Below are 16,120 nucleotides of genomic sequence, written 5' to 3'. Positions count from 1 at the left end.
CTTTACTTTGGCCGGCATCCCGTGCCAAAAGCGCCCGCACCTTGAAAATCGCTGACGGAGAAAATCGTGAAGCCCGACGAAATCAAGAAGCTCGAAGCTTATTTCAAGCGCATTCTCAACCCGCAGCTCGTCGTCAAGGCCCGCCCGCGCAAGGACGATTCGGCCGAAGTTTATCTCGGTGACGAGTTCCTGGGCGTCGTTTATGTCGACGACGAGGACGGAGAGCGCTCCTACAACTTCTCGATGGCCATCCTGGACGTCGATCTCTGAGCTTTCAGAGGACCGGTTACGGTATCGGGCGGGCCTTCACGGCCCGCTTTTGATTCCTGGCCGCAACATTTTCATTGCCTGCAATCCTGCGCGCGAAAATTGTGCGCTGCGGTCTCTGCGCTTGACTTCCAGCGCTGGCGGCGGCCATATAAGCAGACCCGAATAAACGGAGTCCGCCTATGTTCAATTTCGATGAAATCAATCGCAGGAACAAGGATGTCGTGGACGGAATGCTGCAGGGCTATTCCGAACTCGCCAAGAGCTTTCAGGCGATCGCCACCGAGACCGGTGATTATTCCCGCAAGTCGATGAAGGATGCGACGGCATTCGTGGAGGCGGTCGGCGGCGCAAAAAGCGTCGAGGCTGTTTATGAGCTTCAGACTACCTATATGAAGTCCGCTTACGAGGAATTCGTGGCGGAGGCGGACAGGATCGGCACGCTCTATGCCGATCTCGCAAAATCGGTTTACGGTCGTTTCGACGTGTCGGTGCCCTGGGCTCCGGTCGCACGCGCCCCTGTGGCGAAAACGAAGCCGACAACAAACTAGGTTTGCGCAAGCTCCTGCGCGTAACATGATTTCCTTCGGGGCCGGTAGTCGTGCTGCTGCCGGCCTTTTCGATTCCGGAGCCTGCCCGGAGCGGCATTTTTTGCCGGTTCTTCGGGCCCTCTATCGGAATAGTGATTGCGCGTTCGCGTGAGGGGCTTAAAATCCCGTCCCAATGAACTAAGTTAGGAAGACTGATGTCCGACCGGCTGGCTCCCATTTACCACTGTCGGATGACTGAGGAATGAAAGTATGATCGCAGAGCCGATCTCGATGCAACGCGAAAAGGGTGGCGACGGAGATAACGCGGGCCGCGGAACTTCGGTGATCACCCGAACCAAACCCAAGAGCAAACGGCCCAACCTGTATCGCGTCCTCCTGCTGAATGACGATTATACCCCGATGGAGTTCGTCATCCATATTCTGGAGCGTTTCTTTCAGAAGGACAGGGAAGCAGCGACGCGCATCATGCTCCACGTGCACCATCACGGCGTGGGGGAATGCGGAATATTTACCTATGAGGTAGCGGAGACGAAAGTCTCTCAAGTCATGGACTTCGCCAGACAGCACCAGCATCCGCTACAATGTGTCATGGAAAAGAAGTGAGGAACCCGACGTGCCAACATTTTCGCCTAGTCTCGAAAAGGCGCTGCATCAGGCACTGACCTTTGCGAATGAGCGGCATCACGAATATGCCACGCTCGAACATCTGCTCCTGGCGTTGATCGACGACGCCGATGCAGCCGCGGTCATGGGCGCTTGCAACGTCAATCTCGACAACCTGCGCAAGACCGTTGCCGAATATGTCGACAACGAACTCGCCAACCTCGTCACCGGTTACGACGAGGATTCCAAGCCGACCTCCGGCTTCCAGCGCGTCATCCAGCGCGCCGTCATCCACGTCCAGTCGTCCGGCCGCGAAGAAGTGACCGGCGCCAATGTGCTCGTCGCCATTTTCGCCGAGCGCGAAAGCCATGCGGCCTTCTTCCTGCAGGAGCAGGAAATGACCCGCTACGACGCCGTCAACTACATCTCCCACGGTATCGGCAAGCGCCCGGGTGCCTCCCAGACCCGTACGCCGCGCGGTTCCGAAGAGCCGGATTCCGACGCAAAACCCTCGGCCCGTGGCGAGGACGAAGGTGCCGCCAAGAAGCCGCAGGATGCCCTCAAGGCCTATTGCGTCAACCTGAACGACAAGGCCCGCGATGGCCGGATCGATCCGCTGATCGGCCGCCATCAGGAAGTCAACCGGACGATCCAGGTCCTGTGCCGCCGCTCCAAGAACAACCCACTCTATGTGGGTGATCCCGGCGTCGGCAAGACGGCGATTGCCGAAGGTCTCGCCAAGCGGATCATCGAGGGCAAGGTGCCGGAAGCTCTGGCCGACGCCACCATCTTCTCGCTCGACATGGGCACGCTGCTGGCCGGCACCCGGTATCGCGGCGATTTCGAAGAGCGCCTGAAGCAGGTCGTCAAGGAACTGGAAGATTTTCCGGGTGCCGTCCTGTTCATCGACGAAATCCACACCGTCATCGGTGCGGGTGCGACGTCGGGTGGCGCCATGGATGCGTCGAACCTGTTGAAGCCGGCTCTGTCCTCCGGGCAGATCCGATGCATCGGCTCGACCACCTACAAGGAATATCGCCAGTTCTTCGAAAAAGACCGGGCTCTGGTCCGTCGCTTCCAGAAGATCGACGTCAACGAGCCGTCGATCGATGATGCGATCGAGATCATGAAGGGCCTGAAGCCCTATTTCGAAGAATATCACAAGCTGCGTTACACCAACGAGGCGATCAAGTCGGCCGTCGAACTGTCGGCCCGCTACATTGCCGATCGCAAGCTGCCGGACAAGGCGATCGACGTGATCGACGAGACCGGTGCGGCGCAGATGCTTCTGCCGGCCTCAAAACGCCGCAAGCTGATCACCGAGAAGGAAATCGAGGCGACGATCGCCACGATGGCCCGGATCCCGGCAAAGACCGTATCCAAGGATGACGAGATGGTTCTCGCCAACCTGGAAAAGGAACTGCGCTCGGTCGTCTACGGCCAGGATGCGGCAATCGAGGCCCTGTCGACCGCGATCAAGCTCGCCCGTGCCGGCCTGCGCGAACCGAACAAGCCGATCGGCTCCTACGTCTTCTCCGGCCCGACCGGCGTGGGCAAGACGGAAGTCGCCAAACAGCTTGCCGCGTCGCTCGGTGTGGAAATGCTGCGCTTCGACATGTCGGAATATATGGAACGCCACACGGTCTCGCGACTGCTCGGCGCCCCTCCCGGTTATGTCGGCTTCGACCAGGGCGGTCTTCTGACTGATGGCGTCGACCAGCATCCGCATTCCGTGGTCCTGCTCGACGAAATCGAGAAGGCGCATCCGGATATCTACAATATCCTGCTGCAGGTCATGGACCATGGTTCGCTGACCGACCACAACGGCAAGAAGATCGACTTCCGCAACGTCATCCTGATCATGACGACCAATGCGGGCGCATCGGAAATGGCCAAGGCCGCCATCGGCTTCGGTTCGTCCAAGCGCACCGGCGAGGATGAAGAGGCGCTGAACCGCCTGTTCACACCGGAATTCCGCAACCGTCTCGACGCGACCATTCCGTTCGCGCCGCTGCCGACGGAAGTCATCCATCAGGTCGTGCAGAAGTTCGTCATGCAGCTGGAAACCCAGCTGTCGGAACGCAATGTCACCTTCGACCTGCATCAGGACGCAATCGCCTGGCTGGCCGACAAGGGTTACGACGAGAAGATGGGCGCCCGCCCGCTGTCTCGCGTCATCCAGGAATATATCAAGAAGCCGCTCGCCAACGAGATCCTGTTTGGCAAGCTGCGCAAGGGTGGCGTCGTCAGCGTCACCGTGGGCAAGGATGCGGACGGCAAGGACAAGCTTGTCCTCGACTGCATTTCCGAAACGACGCCCGTGAAGCCGAAGCCGGAGGCCGAGGTGGAAGAGGCGGACGAAGAGGCGCAGGCCAAGGTTTCAAAGCCGAAGGCGCCGAAGAAGTCCGCGTCGAAGGGCAAGGATGGCGGCGCTGTGGCCAAGGCCAAGGTGGTGGACGAAGGCGATGTGATCGCCGAAGAGCCCGCTCCGAAGCCGTCGCGCAAGAGCGCCGTGCCGCGGGTGCCGAAGAGCAAGTAAACTTGCTCCAGAATGTCTGAAATTGGAGATGCCGGGCTTGCCCGGCATTTTCGTTTTCGTTGGCTACCAAAGCCGACTGGAAGATCAAGGAATTTGAGGTGCCAAAATGTCCAAGGAAATCAGCAAGCTTCTGAGCCATGTCCTGCGACACGCGCCTGAGAGACTGGGCATTGAGCTTGATGCCAATGGCTGGACATCCGTCGATTACCTGATTGGCAAAGCCCGGCAGCAGGGAATTGCCCTGGATCGGCCGCTTCTCGAAAATGTCGTTGCCACCAGTGACAAGAAACGTTTCACCTTGTCGGAGGATGGAACGCGCATTCGTGCTGCTCAGGGGCATTCCGTTGCCGTTGAGCTTGGTCTTGCGCCGGCTGTGCCGCCCGATGGCTTGTTTCACGGCACGGCTCGCGACAACCTCGATTCCATCCTGCGGGACGGGCTGAAGCCCGGCAGCCGGCAACATGTCCATCTTTCACATGAGGAAGATACGGCGATCAAGGTCGGTAGCCGGCACGGAAAGCCGATCGTTCTCAAGGTCGATACCGGCAAGATGCATCGCGACGGGTTCACTTTTTACCGCGCGGACAATGGGGTCTGGCTGACAGACAGCGTTCCGCCATCCTATCTCGGCCTCTGATCGATCGGATAAAATTTGGCTTCCGGGCTTGTCCCGGTATCTTCGTTTTTGGTACGCCCGATGGGACGGAATATTCTCAGGACTTCCCATGACGCCAGAAAGCCAGGAACCAAGTGAAACGCGCAGCGCGCTTTCCTGGTTTTTCACCGGCATGCGCGGCATCACCTCGCTGCCGGCGCTGATCCTGATGACGTCCTATGTCGGTTTCGCAGCCTTCGCCCTGGAGGCCGGCCTGACGCGTGGTGAGGCGGTGGCGATGACGCTCGGCGTCTGGGCTCTGCCGGCGCAGATGATCCTGGTCGGCACGATGCTCGCCAATGCCAATATCGCCGCCTCGTTTCTCGCTGTCACCCTGTCGTCGATCCGCATGATGCCGATGGTCGCCTCGATCATGCCGGAAATGCGCACGAAGAAGACGCCGTTGGCGCTTCTTCTGTTCCTCTCGCATTTCATCGCGATCACCTCCTGGGTGTTTGCCTCCACGCATCTGCGCAAGGTGCCGAAAGAACATCGCGTCGCCTATTTCGCTGGCTTCGGAATCACGCTGACCTGCACGAATGCGCTGATCGTCGGGGTGAGTTACGGCATCGTCTCGCAATTTCCGCCGGTCGTTGCCGGCGCGCTGTTCATGCTGACCCCGGTCTATTTCATCTCCTCGATCTGGGCGAGCGCCCGCCAGCCGGTGGTGCGGCTCGCCTTCGTGTTCGGCATCGTGCTCGGCCCGCTTCTGGCGCTGGTCTCGCCGCAATTCGATGTGCTTTATGCCGGCATTGGCGGCGGAACGGCCGCCTATCTGATCGATCGTTATCGCCGCAAACGCCACCGTGCGACGGAGGCTGCGTGATGCCGCAAGATTATTCGACCTATATCCTGATTGCTGTCGCCGGATTTCTGGCGACCGATCTCTGGCGCTGGCTCGGCGTCGTTGCCGGCCATCGGCTGAACGAGGAGTCCGAAGCGCTGCATTGGGTGAGGGCGGTCGCGACAGCGCTGGTCATGGCCGTCACCGCCAAGCTGATCGTCTTTCCGACCGGCACGCTTGCGCATGCGCCGCTCTGGCTGCGGCTGGGTGCCGCCGGAATCGGCTTTGCCATTTTCCTGATGACGGGCAAGAAGGTCGCCGTCGGCGTTCTGGTGCCGATCGCCATCCTGATTGCCGGCTTGCTCGTGGTCGGCATCTGAACCGCTTTCAAACGGTCTTGTTCTCAGCCGCCTGTGCAAGGATCCAGTCGCGCATCAACACCGCTTCCGGCGACAGTTTTTCGTTTTCCTGCATCCAGTAGACCTTGTCGGCATCGGTCGCCCGATCGAACAGGACGACAAGCCGCTTTTCCTCAATCTCTCTGGCGATGAGAGCGGTCGGGCAGAGCGCGACGCCATGCCCGGCGGCAAGAGAGCCCAGCAGCAGATTGAAATCGGCAAAAATCGGGCCTGCCAGCCGCTTTACGAAAAGCCCACTCTCGGTGAACCACTTTTCCCAGGCCGTTGCCGTCTCGTCATGCAGAAGGTCGGCGCCGAGCAGAGCTTCTGGCGTCGAGATCGGCCCTTTGCGTGCGAGATAGGCCGGCGAGCAGGTCGGCCGGGTTTCAGCATTCAGGATGACCTGCGCATCGCCTTCCGGCAGGTTTCCATGCTGGATTAGCAGATCGGCATTCGCTTCGGCCGGCGAACGGGCATGCCCGGCATAACTGATCGAAACGGATATCTCCGGATGCGCGGTGTAAAACCCGTCCAGACGTGGCGCCAGCCAATGCGAGACGACGGAGGGCAGGCAGGCGAGGCGCACGACCGGTCGTTTCGAATTCTCCCTGATCTTGTCTGCCGCCGCGCCGATCTGCCCGAGACCGGAGGTGACCGCCTGACCAAAATCCCGTCCGGCCGATGTCAGTTTCACGCCGCGCGCATGGCGCTCGAAAAGTGCGACGCCGAGCCAGTCTTCGAGCGCGCGCACATGCTGGCTGACGGCTGCTGCCGTCATGCCGAGTTCTACGCCGGCCTGGCGAAAATTTTCTTGTCTTGCGGCGGCTTCGAAGGCGCGCAGTCCGGCCAAGGGAAATGTCTTCATGGTTTAAGGCTAAGTCACGCTTGCCCTGAGATCAAGAAAAAGCCGGCTTGTCGGATGGCGCGCCATTGCGCAATTTGGCGACCTGTCGCCAGCCCGATTTTTTGGAAAAGCCATGCCCTTCAACACCGATACCATTGTTCCAGCCGATGCCGCCGAGCGCCGCGCCATAAAACCCGTCGTCGTTTATCCGAACGGTACGTTGCCGATGCCGGATGTGGAGAAACTGCGCAATGCGCGCGCCGACATGCAAAAGATCGACGAGATCATCGTGCCGCCGCGCGAGGGCGGCAGCTTTACGGTGCCGAAGGGCCATTTCTTCCGCATTGTCAGCGTCGAAGGTCCGCAGGTCGGCGATCTCAATCTGTGGAATGCCGCGGATCTGTCGGAGCGCTTTTTCAGCGGCAAGACGCGCGCCCTGCATGCCACCCATGTTTCGGTCGGCGACCGTCTCTGGAGCTCGCTGCCGCATCTGCGGCCGATGGCGACGATCACCGACGATACGCTGGCCTGGTATGGCTGGGACGAAGATGGCGGCGGCATTCACGATGTCATCGGCACCCGCTGCGACCCCTATACGAACAAGCTCCTGAGCGGCGGCGATTACCACCATTGCTGCCACTCGAACCTCACGCGCGCTCTGGGCGGTGCAAAAGGCATGTCGTTTGGAGAGGCGGAGCCACATGTGCACGACGTGCTGAACGTCTTCATGTGCACCGGTTTTACCCGCGACACGCATCAGTATTTCATGAAAGCGAGCCCCGTCCGGCCCGGCGATTATATCGAGTTCTTTGCCGAGATCGATCTGCTTGGTGCGCTCTCGGCTTGCCCCGGCGGCGACTGCAGCGCCACCCATTCCAGCGATACGGCCAATTGTTATCCGCTCAAGGTCGAGATTTTTAGGCCGAACGTGGCGCTCCTGGAGGACTGGCCCTTTCCGGAAAGAAATGCCTATCGCAACGCGGAATGAAATGACCGGTCGTGGCGCCGGTGTCGGCCATAAAGTCTCCATTCGGTGACTTCGTCATCCTCGGCTCTATGCCGAGGATCTGACCACGTTCAAAATTTCGATAATTCAGGTGGTTAGATGCTCGGGACAAGCCCGAGCATGACGTGTAGAGGTTTTGGGCCTCTTTCGCCGGTAAGGGTAACTGGCAATTTTCCGGTCACCGATCAGTGACCTTAGTTGCCAAGCTCGCCGATGATCTTTTCGGCATTGGCAGCCAGGATCTCGCCGTCTTCCATCTTGCCCGTATGCGGCTTCAGCGGCTGCGCCTCGTAGCGGGGAATGATGTGGAAATGCAGGTGGAAAACCGTCTGGCCGGCTGCCGCCTCGTTGAACTGGGTGATGGTGATGCCATCGGCCTCGAATGCATCCTGTGCGGCCTTGGCGAGCTTCTGGACGATCGGGATCAGTTTCGACAGCACGGCCGGATCCGCATCCAGCACATTGCGGGAGGGTATCTTCGGTATCACCAGCAGGTGACCGTTCGACTGCGGCATCACATCCATGAAGGCGAGCGTATCGGCATCTTCATAAACCCGGTGGCAGGGGATCTCGCCGCGCAGGATCTTTGCGAAGATATTGTTGTCGTCGTAGCTCATCGTGTGTCCTCTCCGAGAATGTTTTCAGTCCTGTTCCTGCTGCCGCTCGCCCTTGCGGAACGGGCTGTGCTCGGACAGGTATTCGGTCATCGCATCCACATCCTCGCGCTCCCGCTCCAGATAGTCGGCGATCGCGTTTCTGAGGCCGGGATGGGCGATGTAATGCATCGAATGGGTGGTGACGGGGAGGTAGCCGCGCGCCAGCTTGTGTTCGCCTTGTGCGCCAGCCTCGACACGGGCAAGTCCCTTCGACAGCGCAAAGTCGATCGCCTGATGATAACAGACCTCGAAATGCAGGAAGGGATGGTCCTCGATACAGCCCCAGTGGCGGCCGTAAAGCGCGTCGCCGCCGATGAAATTGATCGCGCCGGCAATGTATTTGCCCTCGCGTTTCGCCATGACCAAGAGGATGTCCTCGGGCATCCGCTCGCCGATCAGCGAATAGAATTTGCGGGTGAGGTAAGGCCGGCCCCATTTGCGGCCGCCTGTGTCCATGTAGAATTCAAAAAACTGGTCCCAGATCTCTTCGGTGAGGTCCTTGCCCGTCAGCCAGTCGATCAAGATGCCACCTTCCAGCGCCGCCCTGCGTTCCTTCTTCAGAGCCTTGCGCTTGCGGGACGCCAGTGTTTCGAGAAAGGCGTCGTGGTCCGCATAACCGTCATTGATGAAATGAAACTGCTTGTCGGTCCGGTGCAGGTAATCGGCATCCTGAAATGCCATCAGCTCGCTTTCCGGCACGAAGGTGACGTGCGCCGAGGAGATGCCGAGCTGCCGTGTCACCTCCTGGAGACCATTGGCCAGCGTCGCCTGCATGATGTCGCGATCGTAACCGGATGAGACGAGCAGCCGTGGCCCGGTTGCCGGCGTAAACGGCACCGCGCATTGCAGTTTTGGATAATAGCGCCCGCCGGCCCGTTCAAACGCGTCGGCCCAGCCGTGGTCGAAGACGTATTCGCCCTGGCTGTGGCTCTTCAGGTATCCCGGTACCGCACCGATCAACTCACCCGCCTCGTTCTCCAGAAGCAGGTGATGGCCGTGCCAGCCGGCCTTTGGCGCCGCCGAGCCCGATTCTTCCAGCGACGACAGGAAGGCGTGGCTTAGGAAAGGATTATACGGGGTCTCCGGCGTCGAAGAGGTTTTCGAGGCGCCGGCCAGCCGCGACCAGCTTTGCGGGCTGATCGCGGTGAACGACTGTTCTACTCTGAGGGTGAGATTTCCGGCCATTCTCTCTTTACGCTTAGGCTTTTTCCCGTGGGTCAAAACCTTCGAAGGTCATCTGATCTGCCTGACTATAGGTCTGTTCGACGCCCTTTTCATCCCTCACGGTCCAGGTAATGACCGGAATTCCGGCCGCTCTCTGAGCTGTGATGAAGCTGTTGGGCAGATGCGGCCAGTGATAGGAGATGAAGTCGAGACCGAGCTGCATCGCCTCGTCATGGGCAAAGAACTCTTCCGGCTTGTCACCCATCGCGGTCAGGCCGACCGGGTAGGGCGGTTTTGCCGCCGCCAGATCCTTCAGGATGTGGTGGTCGAAACTCATCAGCGCCACCTTGCCCTGATACCCTTCCAGTACATCGAGAACCGTATCGACGAACCCGTCATCGACGCCCTCGCCTTCACGACCCTTGATCTCGATCACCAGAGGCACACGTCCCTTGACGAGGTCGAGCATTTGGCTGAGCGTCGGGATCCGGTCCTTCGTGCCGCCGATCGCGAGCATACCGAGTTCGGCGGCCGTGCGTTCACGAAGATCGCCCTTGATGCCGCAGACGCGGTCGAGCGTATCGTCGTGAAAAACCATCGGCACGCTGTCGGCCGAAAGCTGCACGTCGCATTCGATGGCAAAACCCGCTTCCGCTGCCCGTTCAAAGGCCGAAAGCGTATTTTCCCAGACGGCATTGTTCAGGTCATGATAGCCGCGGTGAGCGACCGGAATTTCCTTGATCCACGCAGCAGAAGTCATGCGGAGATCTCGATAATGGCTTCGACTTCGACGGCGGCGTTGAAGGGCAGGGCGGCCATGCCGACGGCGGCGCGCGCGTGCTTGCCGGCATCGCCGAGTACGTTGGCGACGAGGTTGGATGCGCCATTGGTGACGATATGCTGTTCGTAGAAGCCGGGCGCGGAGGCGACGAAGCTGGTGAGTTTTACCACGCGGGCGATCTTCGTGAGGTCACCGCCGAGGGCGGCCTTCGCCTGGGCGAGAATGTTGATCGCGCAGAGTTCTGCGGCGCGCTGGCCGGCGGCGACGTCGACATCCTTGCCGACCAGGCCGGTCACGGCGAGTTTACCGTTCTCGCTCGGCAACTGCCCGGAAATGTAGAGCAAATTGCCGCTGATCACGTAGGGTACGTAATTTGCTGCAGGCGCTGCTGCCTCGGGCAGCGTGATGCCCAGTTCGTTAAGGCGGGTTTCGATAGGGTTCGACAATTTGGGTCTCCCGTTTTGTTGTAAAATTTTCAAAAATCCGGCATCAAGGCCTTAGCTGGGACAGATGGCGTTCTTATAACATCGCAGACTGAGTCCAACAGGAGAATATGAATGTTGCGCATGAGCCTCGGGATCTTCCTTGCCGGCTGTGTCAGCATCCCGGCAGCGGTCGCTGCGCCGGTGAGTGCGGACAATGCGGCACGTCTGCTCGTGCCACACCGTGCCGTCTACGATCTGAAGCTCAAGGATGCCTCGGATCGCTCCGGCATCGAGGGCATGTTCGGGCGCATGGTCTATGAGTTCACCGGTTCCGCCTGCACCGGTTTCACCACCAATTTCCGTCTGGTGACCAAGATCGATACCGGTGAGGACCAGCGCCTCAGCGACCAGCAGACCAATACGTTCGAGGATCTGTCGGCAAAGCAGTTCCATTTCGAAACCAAGTCCTTCACCGACGAGCAGCTGGACAAGCAGATCACCGGCGATGCCAGTATCGGTACGGGCGGGGTCAAGGTCGAGCTGTCGGGGTCGAACAAGCGCGAGGTCGATCTTCCTTCCAGCGCCTTCCCGACCGACCACATGCTGGAAGTCATCAAGAACGCCAAGGAAGGCAAGCATTTCTTCGAGGCGCGCGTCTTTGACGGTTCCGAGGATGGTGATCAGTCGCTGCTGACCACGACCGTGATCGGCAAGCCGCAGACGCCGCTGAAGGATGATGCGGATGCCGGCAATGCCGGCGAATTCGCCAAGACGCCTTACTGGCCGGTGACGATCGCCTATTTCAACGATGCTGCAGCCGGTGATCCGACCCCGGTCTACAACATGTCGTTCAAGCTCTACGAAAACGGCATCACCCGTGACCTGACCATGGATTACGGCGATTTCGTCCTGACCGGCAGCCTCACCAAGCTCGAGCTTCTCGACAAGAGCGACTGTAAATAAGGTTCTGTCCGGATAGGGCTCGGCATGCTGTTGTCTTGCTTGTGTCGTCACGAAAAACTATGGTCCGGCCGCCTGGCTTTCGGGTATCATGACGGTCCGCTTCTCGATGGGGTAAGGTTCGGTGGCTAAGGGTTTTCTCGACGTGGCTTTGGGTGTTGGGCTGGCTGTCGCCATTGCTCTTGTCGGCCTGTTGCCGAAAAGCCTTGTCGCGCAGGAATGCCGCTCCGAGCCCGCTCCGGGGATCAACTGGGGCGGCTGCGGCAAGCGCAACCTGATGCTGAGCGGCAGCGATTTCACTAATGCCAGCCTGGCCGAGGCCGATCTCAGCTTTACCGATCTGCGCGATTCGATCTTCAAGGGCGCCGATCTGGAAAAGGCGAAGCTCGCGCGTGCATGGCTCGCCGGCGTTCAGGCGGAAAAGGCGAATTTCTCGAAGATCGAGGGATATCGCGCCGACTTCCAGAAAATGCAGGCCAAAGGCGCCACATTTGCCGGTGCCGAACTGCAGCGCGCGAATTTCAGCGGCGCCGATCTGGAGGGGGTCAGTTTCGAAAAGGCCGAGCTCAGCCGTGTCAATTTCGACAAGGCGACACTGACCAAGAGCCGATTCTCCTACACGAACCTGGCGCGCGCCGATTTCACGGACGCCATCTTTGACGGCCCGCTGGATTTCTCCAGCTCCTTCCTGTTCCTGACCAAGATCCAGGGCGTCGATCTGTCCAAGGCGACGGGTCTTGACCAGCACCAGATCAACATGGCCTGCGGTGACGCCAAGACGAAACTGCCGCCGGGCCTGTCGGCTCCCTATAGCTGGCCCTGCGGCGATACCGACTGATCCCGCACCGGTCGCGCGACGTTCTTTTTGCGCCCGACACTTGCTTTTGTGACAGATCGCCTGTATGGGCACCCGCATTCCACACGTAAGGCATGGGATCGTCCGGGAGAAATCCGGCGTTTCCGCCCGGTGGCGCTTCTCGAAGAGAGGTGCTGTTAGCCTTACGGAGGTTCAACCGGAAAAGGATAACTAGGCATGGCATTGCCCGATTTTTCTATGCGCCAGCTGCTTGAAGCAGGCGTCCACTTCGGCCACCAGACTCACCGCTGGAACCCGAAGATGAAGCCGTACATCTTCGGCGATCGTAACAACATCCACATCATCGACCTGGCTCAGACCGTTCCGATGCTGTCGCGCGCCCTGCAGGTCGTGTCGGACACCGTTGCCCGTGGCGGCCGCGTTCTGTTCGTCGGCACCAAGCGCCAGGCTTCTGAACTGATCGCTGATTCGGCCAAGCGTTCGGCCCAGTACTACGTCAACTCCCGCTGGCTCGGCGGCATGATGACCAACTGGAAGACCATTTCGAACTCGATCGCCCGTCTGCGCAAGCTCGACGAGATCCTGTCTTCGGAACAGTCCGGCTACTCCAAGAAGGAGCGCCTGAACCTCGAGCGCGAACGCGAAAAGCTGGACAAGGCTCTCGGCGGTATCCGCGACATGGGCGGCACCCCGGACCTGATGTTCATCATCGATACGAACAAGGAAAAGATCGCTATCGACGAAGCAAAGCGCCTGGGCATCCCGGTCGTTGCTATCATCGACTCGAACTGCGATCCGGACCTCATCGACTACCCGATCCCGGGTAACGACGACGCTTCGCGCGCCATCGCTCTCTACTGCGACCTGATGGCTCGCGCTGCCATCGACGGCATTGCTCGTCAGCAGGGCGCTTCGGGCCGTGACCTCGGCGCTTCCTTCGAAGCTCCGGTCGAGCCGGCTCTCGAAGGCGAAGCCGAAGCTTGAGGCTTTGACGGAGCGGTTTCCGCTCCATGACTTTCGATCGGGGCCAGAGATTGAAATATCCCTGGCCTCGGCCGTTTTAAGGGCGATCCGCCGCCGTTGGCCCGAATGGCAAAGCCAGATGGCCGAACGTTGAGGCGATCGCATCCGTGATGTCTTCATCACGCTGTCACACTTCCGGGTACATTCGTCCCGACCTTGTTTCCGCCGATGTCTTTGCCGGCGGCCCGCAAATTGAACCGACAAGAGGCACATAATGGCTGAAATCACCGCTGCACTCGTTAAGGAACTGCGCGAAAAGTCCGGCGCAGGCATGATGGACTGCAAGAAGGCGCTTTCCGAAACCAACGGCGACATCGAAGCCGCGATCGACTGGCTGCGCGCTAAGGGCATCTCCAAGGCTGACAAGAAGTCTGGCCGTACCGCAGCTGAAGGCCTGATCGGCATTGCCGGCGCCGGCCACAAGGCTGTCGTTATCGAGCTGAACTCGGAAACCGACTTCGTTGCCCGTAACGATGCCTTCCAGGATCTCGTCCGCGGCGTTGCCCAGGTTGCCCTCGGCACCGACGGCACGGTTGAAGCCATCTCGGCTGCCACCTATCCGGCTTCCGGCAAGCCGGTTGTCGACACGATCAAGGACGCGATTGCCACGATCGGCGAGAACATGACCCTGCGTCGTGCCGCCAAGCTCGAAGTCGAGCACGGCGTCGTTGCCACCTACATCCACAACGCTGCCGGCGAAGGCATCGGCAAGCTCGGCGTTCTGGTCGCCCTGAAGTCTGTTGGCGACAAGGAAGTCCTGTCGTCGCTCGGCCGTCAGATCGCCATGCACGTTGCTGCAACCAACCCGCTCGCCATCCGCGCCGAAGAAGTCGATGCTGCTGTCGCCGAGCGCGAGCGCAACGTCTTCATCGAACAGGCCCGCGAATCCGGCAAGCCGGAAGCCATCATCGAAAAGATGGTCGATGGCCGTATGCGCAAGTTCTTCGAAGAAGTCGCTCTTCTGTCGCAGGCTTTCGTCATCAACCCGGACGTCACCGTTGGCCAGGCTGTCAAGGACGCTGAAAAGCTCGCTGGCGCTGCCATCGAAGTCACCGGCATGGCCCGCCTTCTCCTCGGCGATGGCGTCGAAAAGGAAGAGTCCGACTTCGCAGCTGAAGTCGCCGCTGTCGCCAAGGGCTGATAGCGCTTCTGTAAAAGCAGTCGAAAACCAGAAGGGCACCGGTGACAAGCCGGTGCCCTTCGTGTATCCGCAAGCCGTTTGATCACTGCGTACCCAGTCCCATTTTAAGGAGCCCTCCGATGACTCAGCCGGTTTACAAGCGTGTCTTGCTCAAGGCTTCCGGGGAAGCTTTGATGGGAAGCCAGGGGTTTGGCATCGACGTGACGGTCGCTGACCGCATCGCGTCCGACATTGCCGAAGCGCGCGCCATGGGCGTGGAAGTTGGTGTCGTCGTCGGCGGCGGCAACATCTTTCGCGGTGTAGCAGTCGCCTCCAAGGGTGGCGATCGCGTCACGGGCGACCACATGGGCATGCTCGGCACCGTCATCAACGCGCTGGCGCTCGCCACCTCGCTGCGCAAGCTCAGCATCGACACCGTCGTCCTGTCGGCCATTTCCATGCCGGAAATCTGCGAGAGCTTCTCGCAGCGCCAGGCACTGCACCATATGGCGCAGGGCAGGGTGGTGATCTTCGCCGGCGGCACCGGCAACCCGTTCTTCACCACCGATTCGGCCGCAGCTCTGCGCGCTGCCGAAATCGGCGCCGAGGCGATCTTCAAGGGCACCCAGGTTGACGGCATCTATTCCGCCGACCCGAAGAAGGACCCGCACGCTACCCGTTTCGACACGCTGACCCATGGCGAAGTCCTTGAAAAGGGACTGGCCGTGATGGACGTTGCCGCCGTGGCGCTCGCCCGCGAAAACTCCATTCCGATCATCGTGTTCTCGATCCACGAAAAGGGCGGCTTCGCCCAGATCTTGACCGGCGGTGGCCTCAAGACCATCGTATCTGACAACTGACGCGCGGTTCTCCGCCAATAACAATACGGGAGTACACCGGATATGCCTGGAATCGACCTTAACGACATCAAGCGCCGCATGGACGGCGCCATCAACGCCTTCAAGAGCGATATCGCGTCGCTGCGCACCGGCCGCGCCTCGGCGAACATTCTCGATCCGGTCACGGTCGACGCCTATGGTTCGCGCGTGCCGCTGAACCAGGTTGCCAACATCACCGTGCCCGAACCGCGCATGCTCGGCGTCTCGATCTGGGACAAGTCGATGGTCGGCGCCGTCGATCGCGCCATCCGCGAATCGAATCTCGGCCTGAACCCGATCGTTGACGGCCAGAACCTGCGCATTCCGCTGCCGGACCTCAACGAAGAGCGCCGCAAGTCGCTGGTCAAGATCGCCCATGACTATGCCGAAAAGGCAAAGGTCGCAGCCCGCCACGTGCGCCGCGACGGCATGGATGCACTGAAGAAGGCCGAGAAGGATGGCACGATCGGCCAGGACGACAGCCGTGCCCAATCGGAAAAAGTGCAGAAGATGACCGACGACACAATTTCCGAAGTGGACCGCTTGCTTGCGGACAAGGAAAAGGAAATCATGCAGGTCTAACCTGCGCCGCAATCCCGTGGGATTGCCGCTGCACCGTCACATATGCGGTTGCGAGAGGAATGACATC

General features: G+C 60.1%; 19 protein-coding genes. 14 read left to right on the top strand and 5 right to left on the bottom strand.

What is annotated here, in order from left to right; genetic code table 11:
* Window positions 1-66 precede the first annotated feature (66 nt).
* The 7 genes from FHW37_RS24705 to FHW37_RS24675 all read left to right on the top strand — a co-directional run bounded on the left by FHW37_RS24705 (window position 67) and on the right by FHW37_RS24675 (window position 5,779).
* Window positions 67-270, top strand: a complete 204-nt coding sequence (locus FHW37_RS24705) for a DUF3126 family protein (RefSeq protein WP_145641186.1) — start codon at window positions 67-69, stop codon at window positions 268-270.
* Window positions 271-449: 179 nt separating this feature from the next.
* Window positions 450-818 (top strand): phasin family protein, encoded by a 369-nt coding sequence (locus FHW37_RS24700; protein ID WP_145641184.1) that lies wholly within the window; start codon window positions 450-452, stop codon window positions 816-818.
* A 249-nt stretch (window positions 819-1,067) separates the two neighbouring features.
* On the top strand, window positions 1,068-1,421 hold the full coding sequence (gene clpS, locus FHW37_RS24695) for an ATP-dependent Clp protease adapter ClpS (RefSeq protein ID WP_145641182.1): 354 nt from the start codon (window positions 1,068-1,070) through the stop codon (window positions 1,419-1,421).
* 10 nt (window positions 1,422-1,431) lie between these two features.
* Window positions 1,432-3,960, top strand: coding sequence for an ATP-dependent Clp protease ATP-binding subunit ClpA (gene clpA / locus FHW37_RS24690; RefSeq protein ID WP_145641180.1), 2,529 nt, complete (start codon window positions 1,432-1,434; stop codon window positions 3,958-3,960).
* A 106-nt stretch (window positions 3,961-4,066) separates the two neighbouring features.
* Complete coding sequence (locus FHW37_RS24685) at window positions 4,067-4,597, top strand: RNA 2'-phosphotransferase (RefSeq protein WP_145641178.1); 531 nt, start codon at window positions 4,067-4,069, stop codon at window positions 4,595-4,597.
* Window positions 4,598-4,685: 88 nt separating this feature from the next.
* A complete protein-coding gene (locus FHW37_RS24680; RefSeq protein WP_145641176.1) occupies window positions 4,686-5,441 on the top strand; it encodes an AzlC family ABC transporter permease in 756 nt (251 codons plus the stop codon).
* The gene (locus tag FHW37_RS24675) at window positions 5,441-5,779 is read left to right on the top strand and encodes an AzlD domain-containing protein (protein WP_145641174.1); all 339 of its coding nucleotides are present in this window, start codon (window positions 5,441-5,443) and stop codon (window positions 5,777-5,779) included. The genes FHW37_RS24680 and FHW37_RS24675 overlap by 1 nt, the downstream gene beginning before the upstream one ends.
* A 7-nt stretch (window positions 5,780-5,786) precedes the next feature.
* On the opposite strand, the gene FHW37_RS24670 is transcribed toward FHW37_RS24675, so the two are convergent.
* Window positions 5,787-6,662, bottom strand: coding sequence for a LysR substrate-binding domain-containing protein (locus tag FHW37_RS24670; protein ID WP_145641172.1), 876 nt, complete (start codon window positions 6,660-6,662; stop codon window positions 5,787-5,789).
* A 112-nt stretch (window positions 6,663-6,774) separates the two neighbouring features.
* On the opposite strand from FHW37_RS24670, the gene FHW37_RS24665 reads away from it, so the two are divergent.
* A complete protein-coding gene (locus FHW37_RS24665; protein WP_145641170.1) occupies window positions 6,775-7,629 on the top strand; it encodes an urea carboxylase-associated family protein in 855 nt (284 codons plus the stop codon).
* 212 nt (window positions 7,630-7,841) lie between these two features.
* Here the strand turns inward: FHW37_RS24665 and FHW37_RS24660 are convergent, their stop codons facing one another.
* From FHW37_RS24660 to FHW37_RS24645, 4 genes are read right to left on the bottom strand one after another with little or no spacing between them, the layout of a single operon-like run.
* Window positions 7,842-8,264 carry an HIT family protein gene (locus tag FHW37_RS24660; protein ID WP_145641168.1) on the bottom strand — a complete coding sequence of 141 codons (423 nt, stop codon included), beginning with the start codon at window positions 8,262-8,264 and terminating at the stop codon, window positions 7,842-7,844.
* A gap of 24 nt (window positions 8,265-8,288) precedes the next feature.
* Entirely contained in the window at window positions 8,289-9,488 is a 1,200-nt protein-coding gene (locus FHW37_RS24655) for a GNAT family N-acetyltransferase (protein ID WP_145641166.1), read from the bottom strand.
* Window positions 9,489-9,501: 13 nt separating this feature from the next.
* A complete protein-coding gene (locus tag FHW37_RS24650) occupies window positions 9,502-10,227 on the bottom strand; it encodes a glycerophosphodiester phosphodiesterase (RefSeq protein WP_186458376.1) in 726 nt (241 codons plus the stop codon).
* Entirely contained in the window at window positions 10,224-10,694 is a 471-nt protein-coding gene (locus FHW37_RS24645; RefSeq protein WP_145641164.1) for a RidA family protein, read from the bottom strand. The genes FHW37_RS24650 and FHW37_RS24645 overlap by 4 nt, the downstream gene beginning before the upstream one ends.
* 111 nt (window positions 10,695-10,805) lie before the next feature.
* Here FHW37_RS24645 and FHW37_RS24640 point away from each other — a divergent pair, with 111 nt between their 5' ends.
* From FHW37_RS24640 to frr, 6 genes are all read left to right on the top strand, one after another.
* Window positions 10,806-11,636: a cell envelope integrity EipB family protein gene (locus tag FHW37_RS24640; RefSeq protein ID WP_145641162.1), complete on the top strand. Its 831-nt coding sequence runs from the start codon at window positions 10,806-10,808 to the stop codon at window positions 11,634-11,636.
* Window positions 11,637-11,757: 121 nt separating this feature from the next.
* Complete coding sequence (locus FHW37_RS24635) at window positions 11,758-12,471, top strand: pentapeptide repeat-containing protein (protein WP_246690892.1); 714 nt, start codon at window positions 11,758-11,760, stop codon at window positions 12,469-12,471.
* A gap of 195 nt (window positions 12,472-12,666) precedes the next feature.
* A complete protein-coding gene (gene rpsB / locus FHW37_RS24630; protein ID WP_145641161.1) occupies window positions 12,667-13,434 on the top strand; it encodes a 30S ribosomal protein S2 in 768 nt (255 codons plus the stop codon).
* Between the two features lie 253 nt (window positions 13,435-13,687).
* Window positions 13,688-14,614 (top strand): translation elongation factor Ts, encoded by a 927-nt coding sequence (gene tsf / locus FHW37_RS24625; protein WP_145641159.1) that lies wholly within the window; start codon window positions 13,688-13,690, stop codon window positions 14,612-14,614.
* A 119-nt stretch (window positions 14,615-14,733) separates the two neighbouring features.
* A complete protein-coding gene (gene pyrH / locus FHW37_RS24620; RefSeq protein WP_145641158.1) occupies window positions 14,734-15,453 on the top strand; it encodes a UMP kinase in 720 nt (239 codons plus the stop codon).
* Window positions 15,454-15,495: 42 nt separating this feature from the next.
* Window positions 15,496-16,053 (top strand): ribosome recycling factor, encoded by a 558-nt coding sequence (gene frr, locus FHW37_RS24615; protein ID WP_145641156.1) that lies wholly within the window; start codon window positions 15,496-15,498, stop codon window positions 16,051-16,053.
* Window positions 16,054-16,120: the final 67 nt, after the last annotated feature.

The organism is Neorhizobium alkalisoli, assembly GCF_007829835.1.
Classification (GTDB): domain Bacteria; phylum Pseudomonadota; class Alphaproteobacteria; order Rhizobiales; family Rhizobiaceae; genus Neorhizobium.
This window is presented reverse-complemented; position numbering and strand designations above follow the sequence as displayed.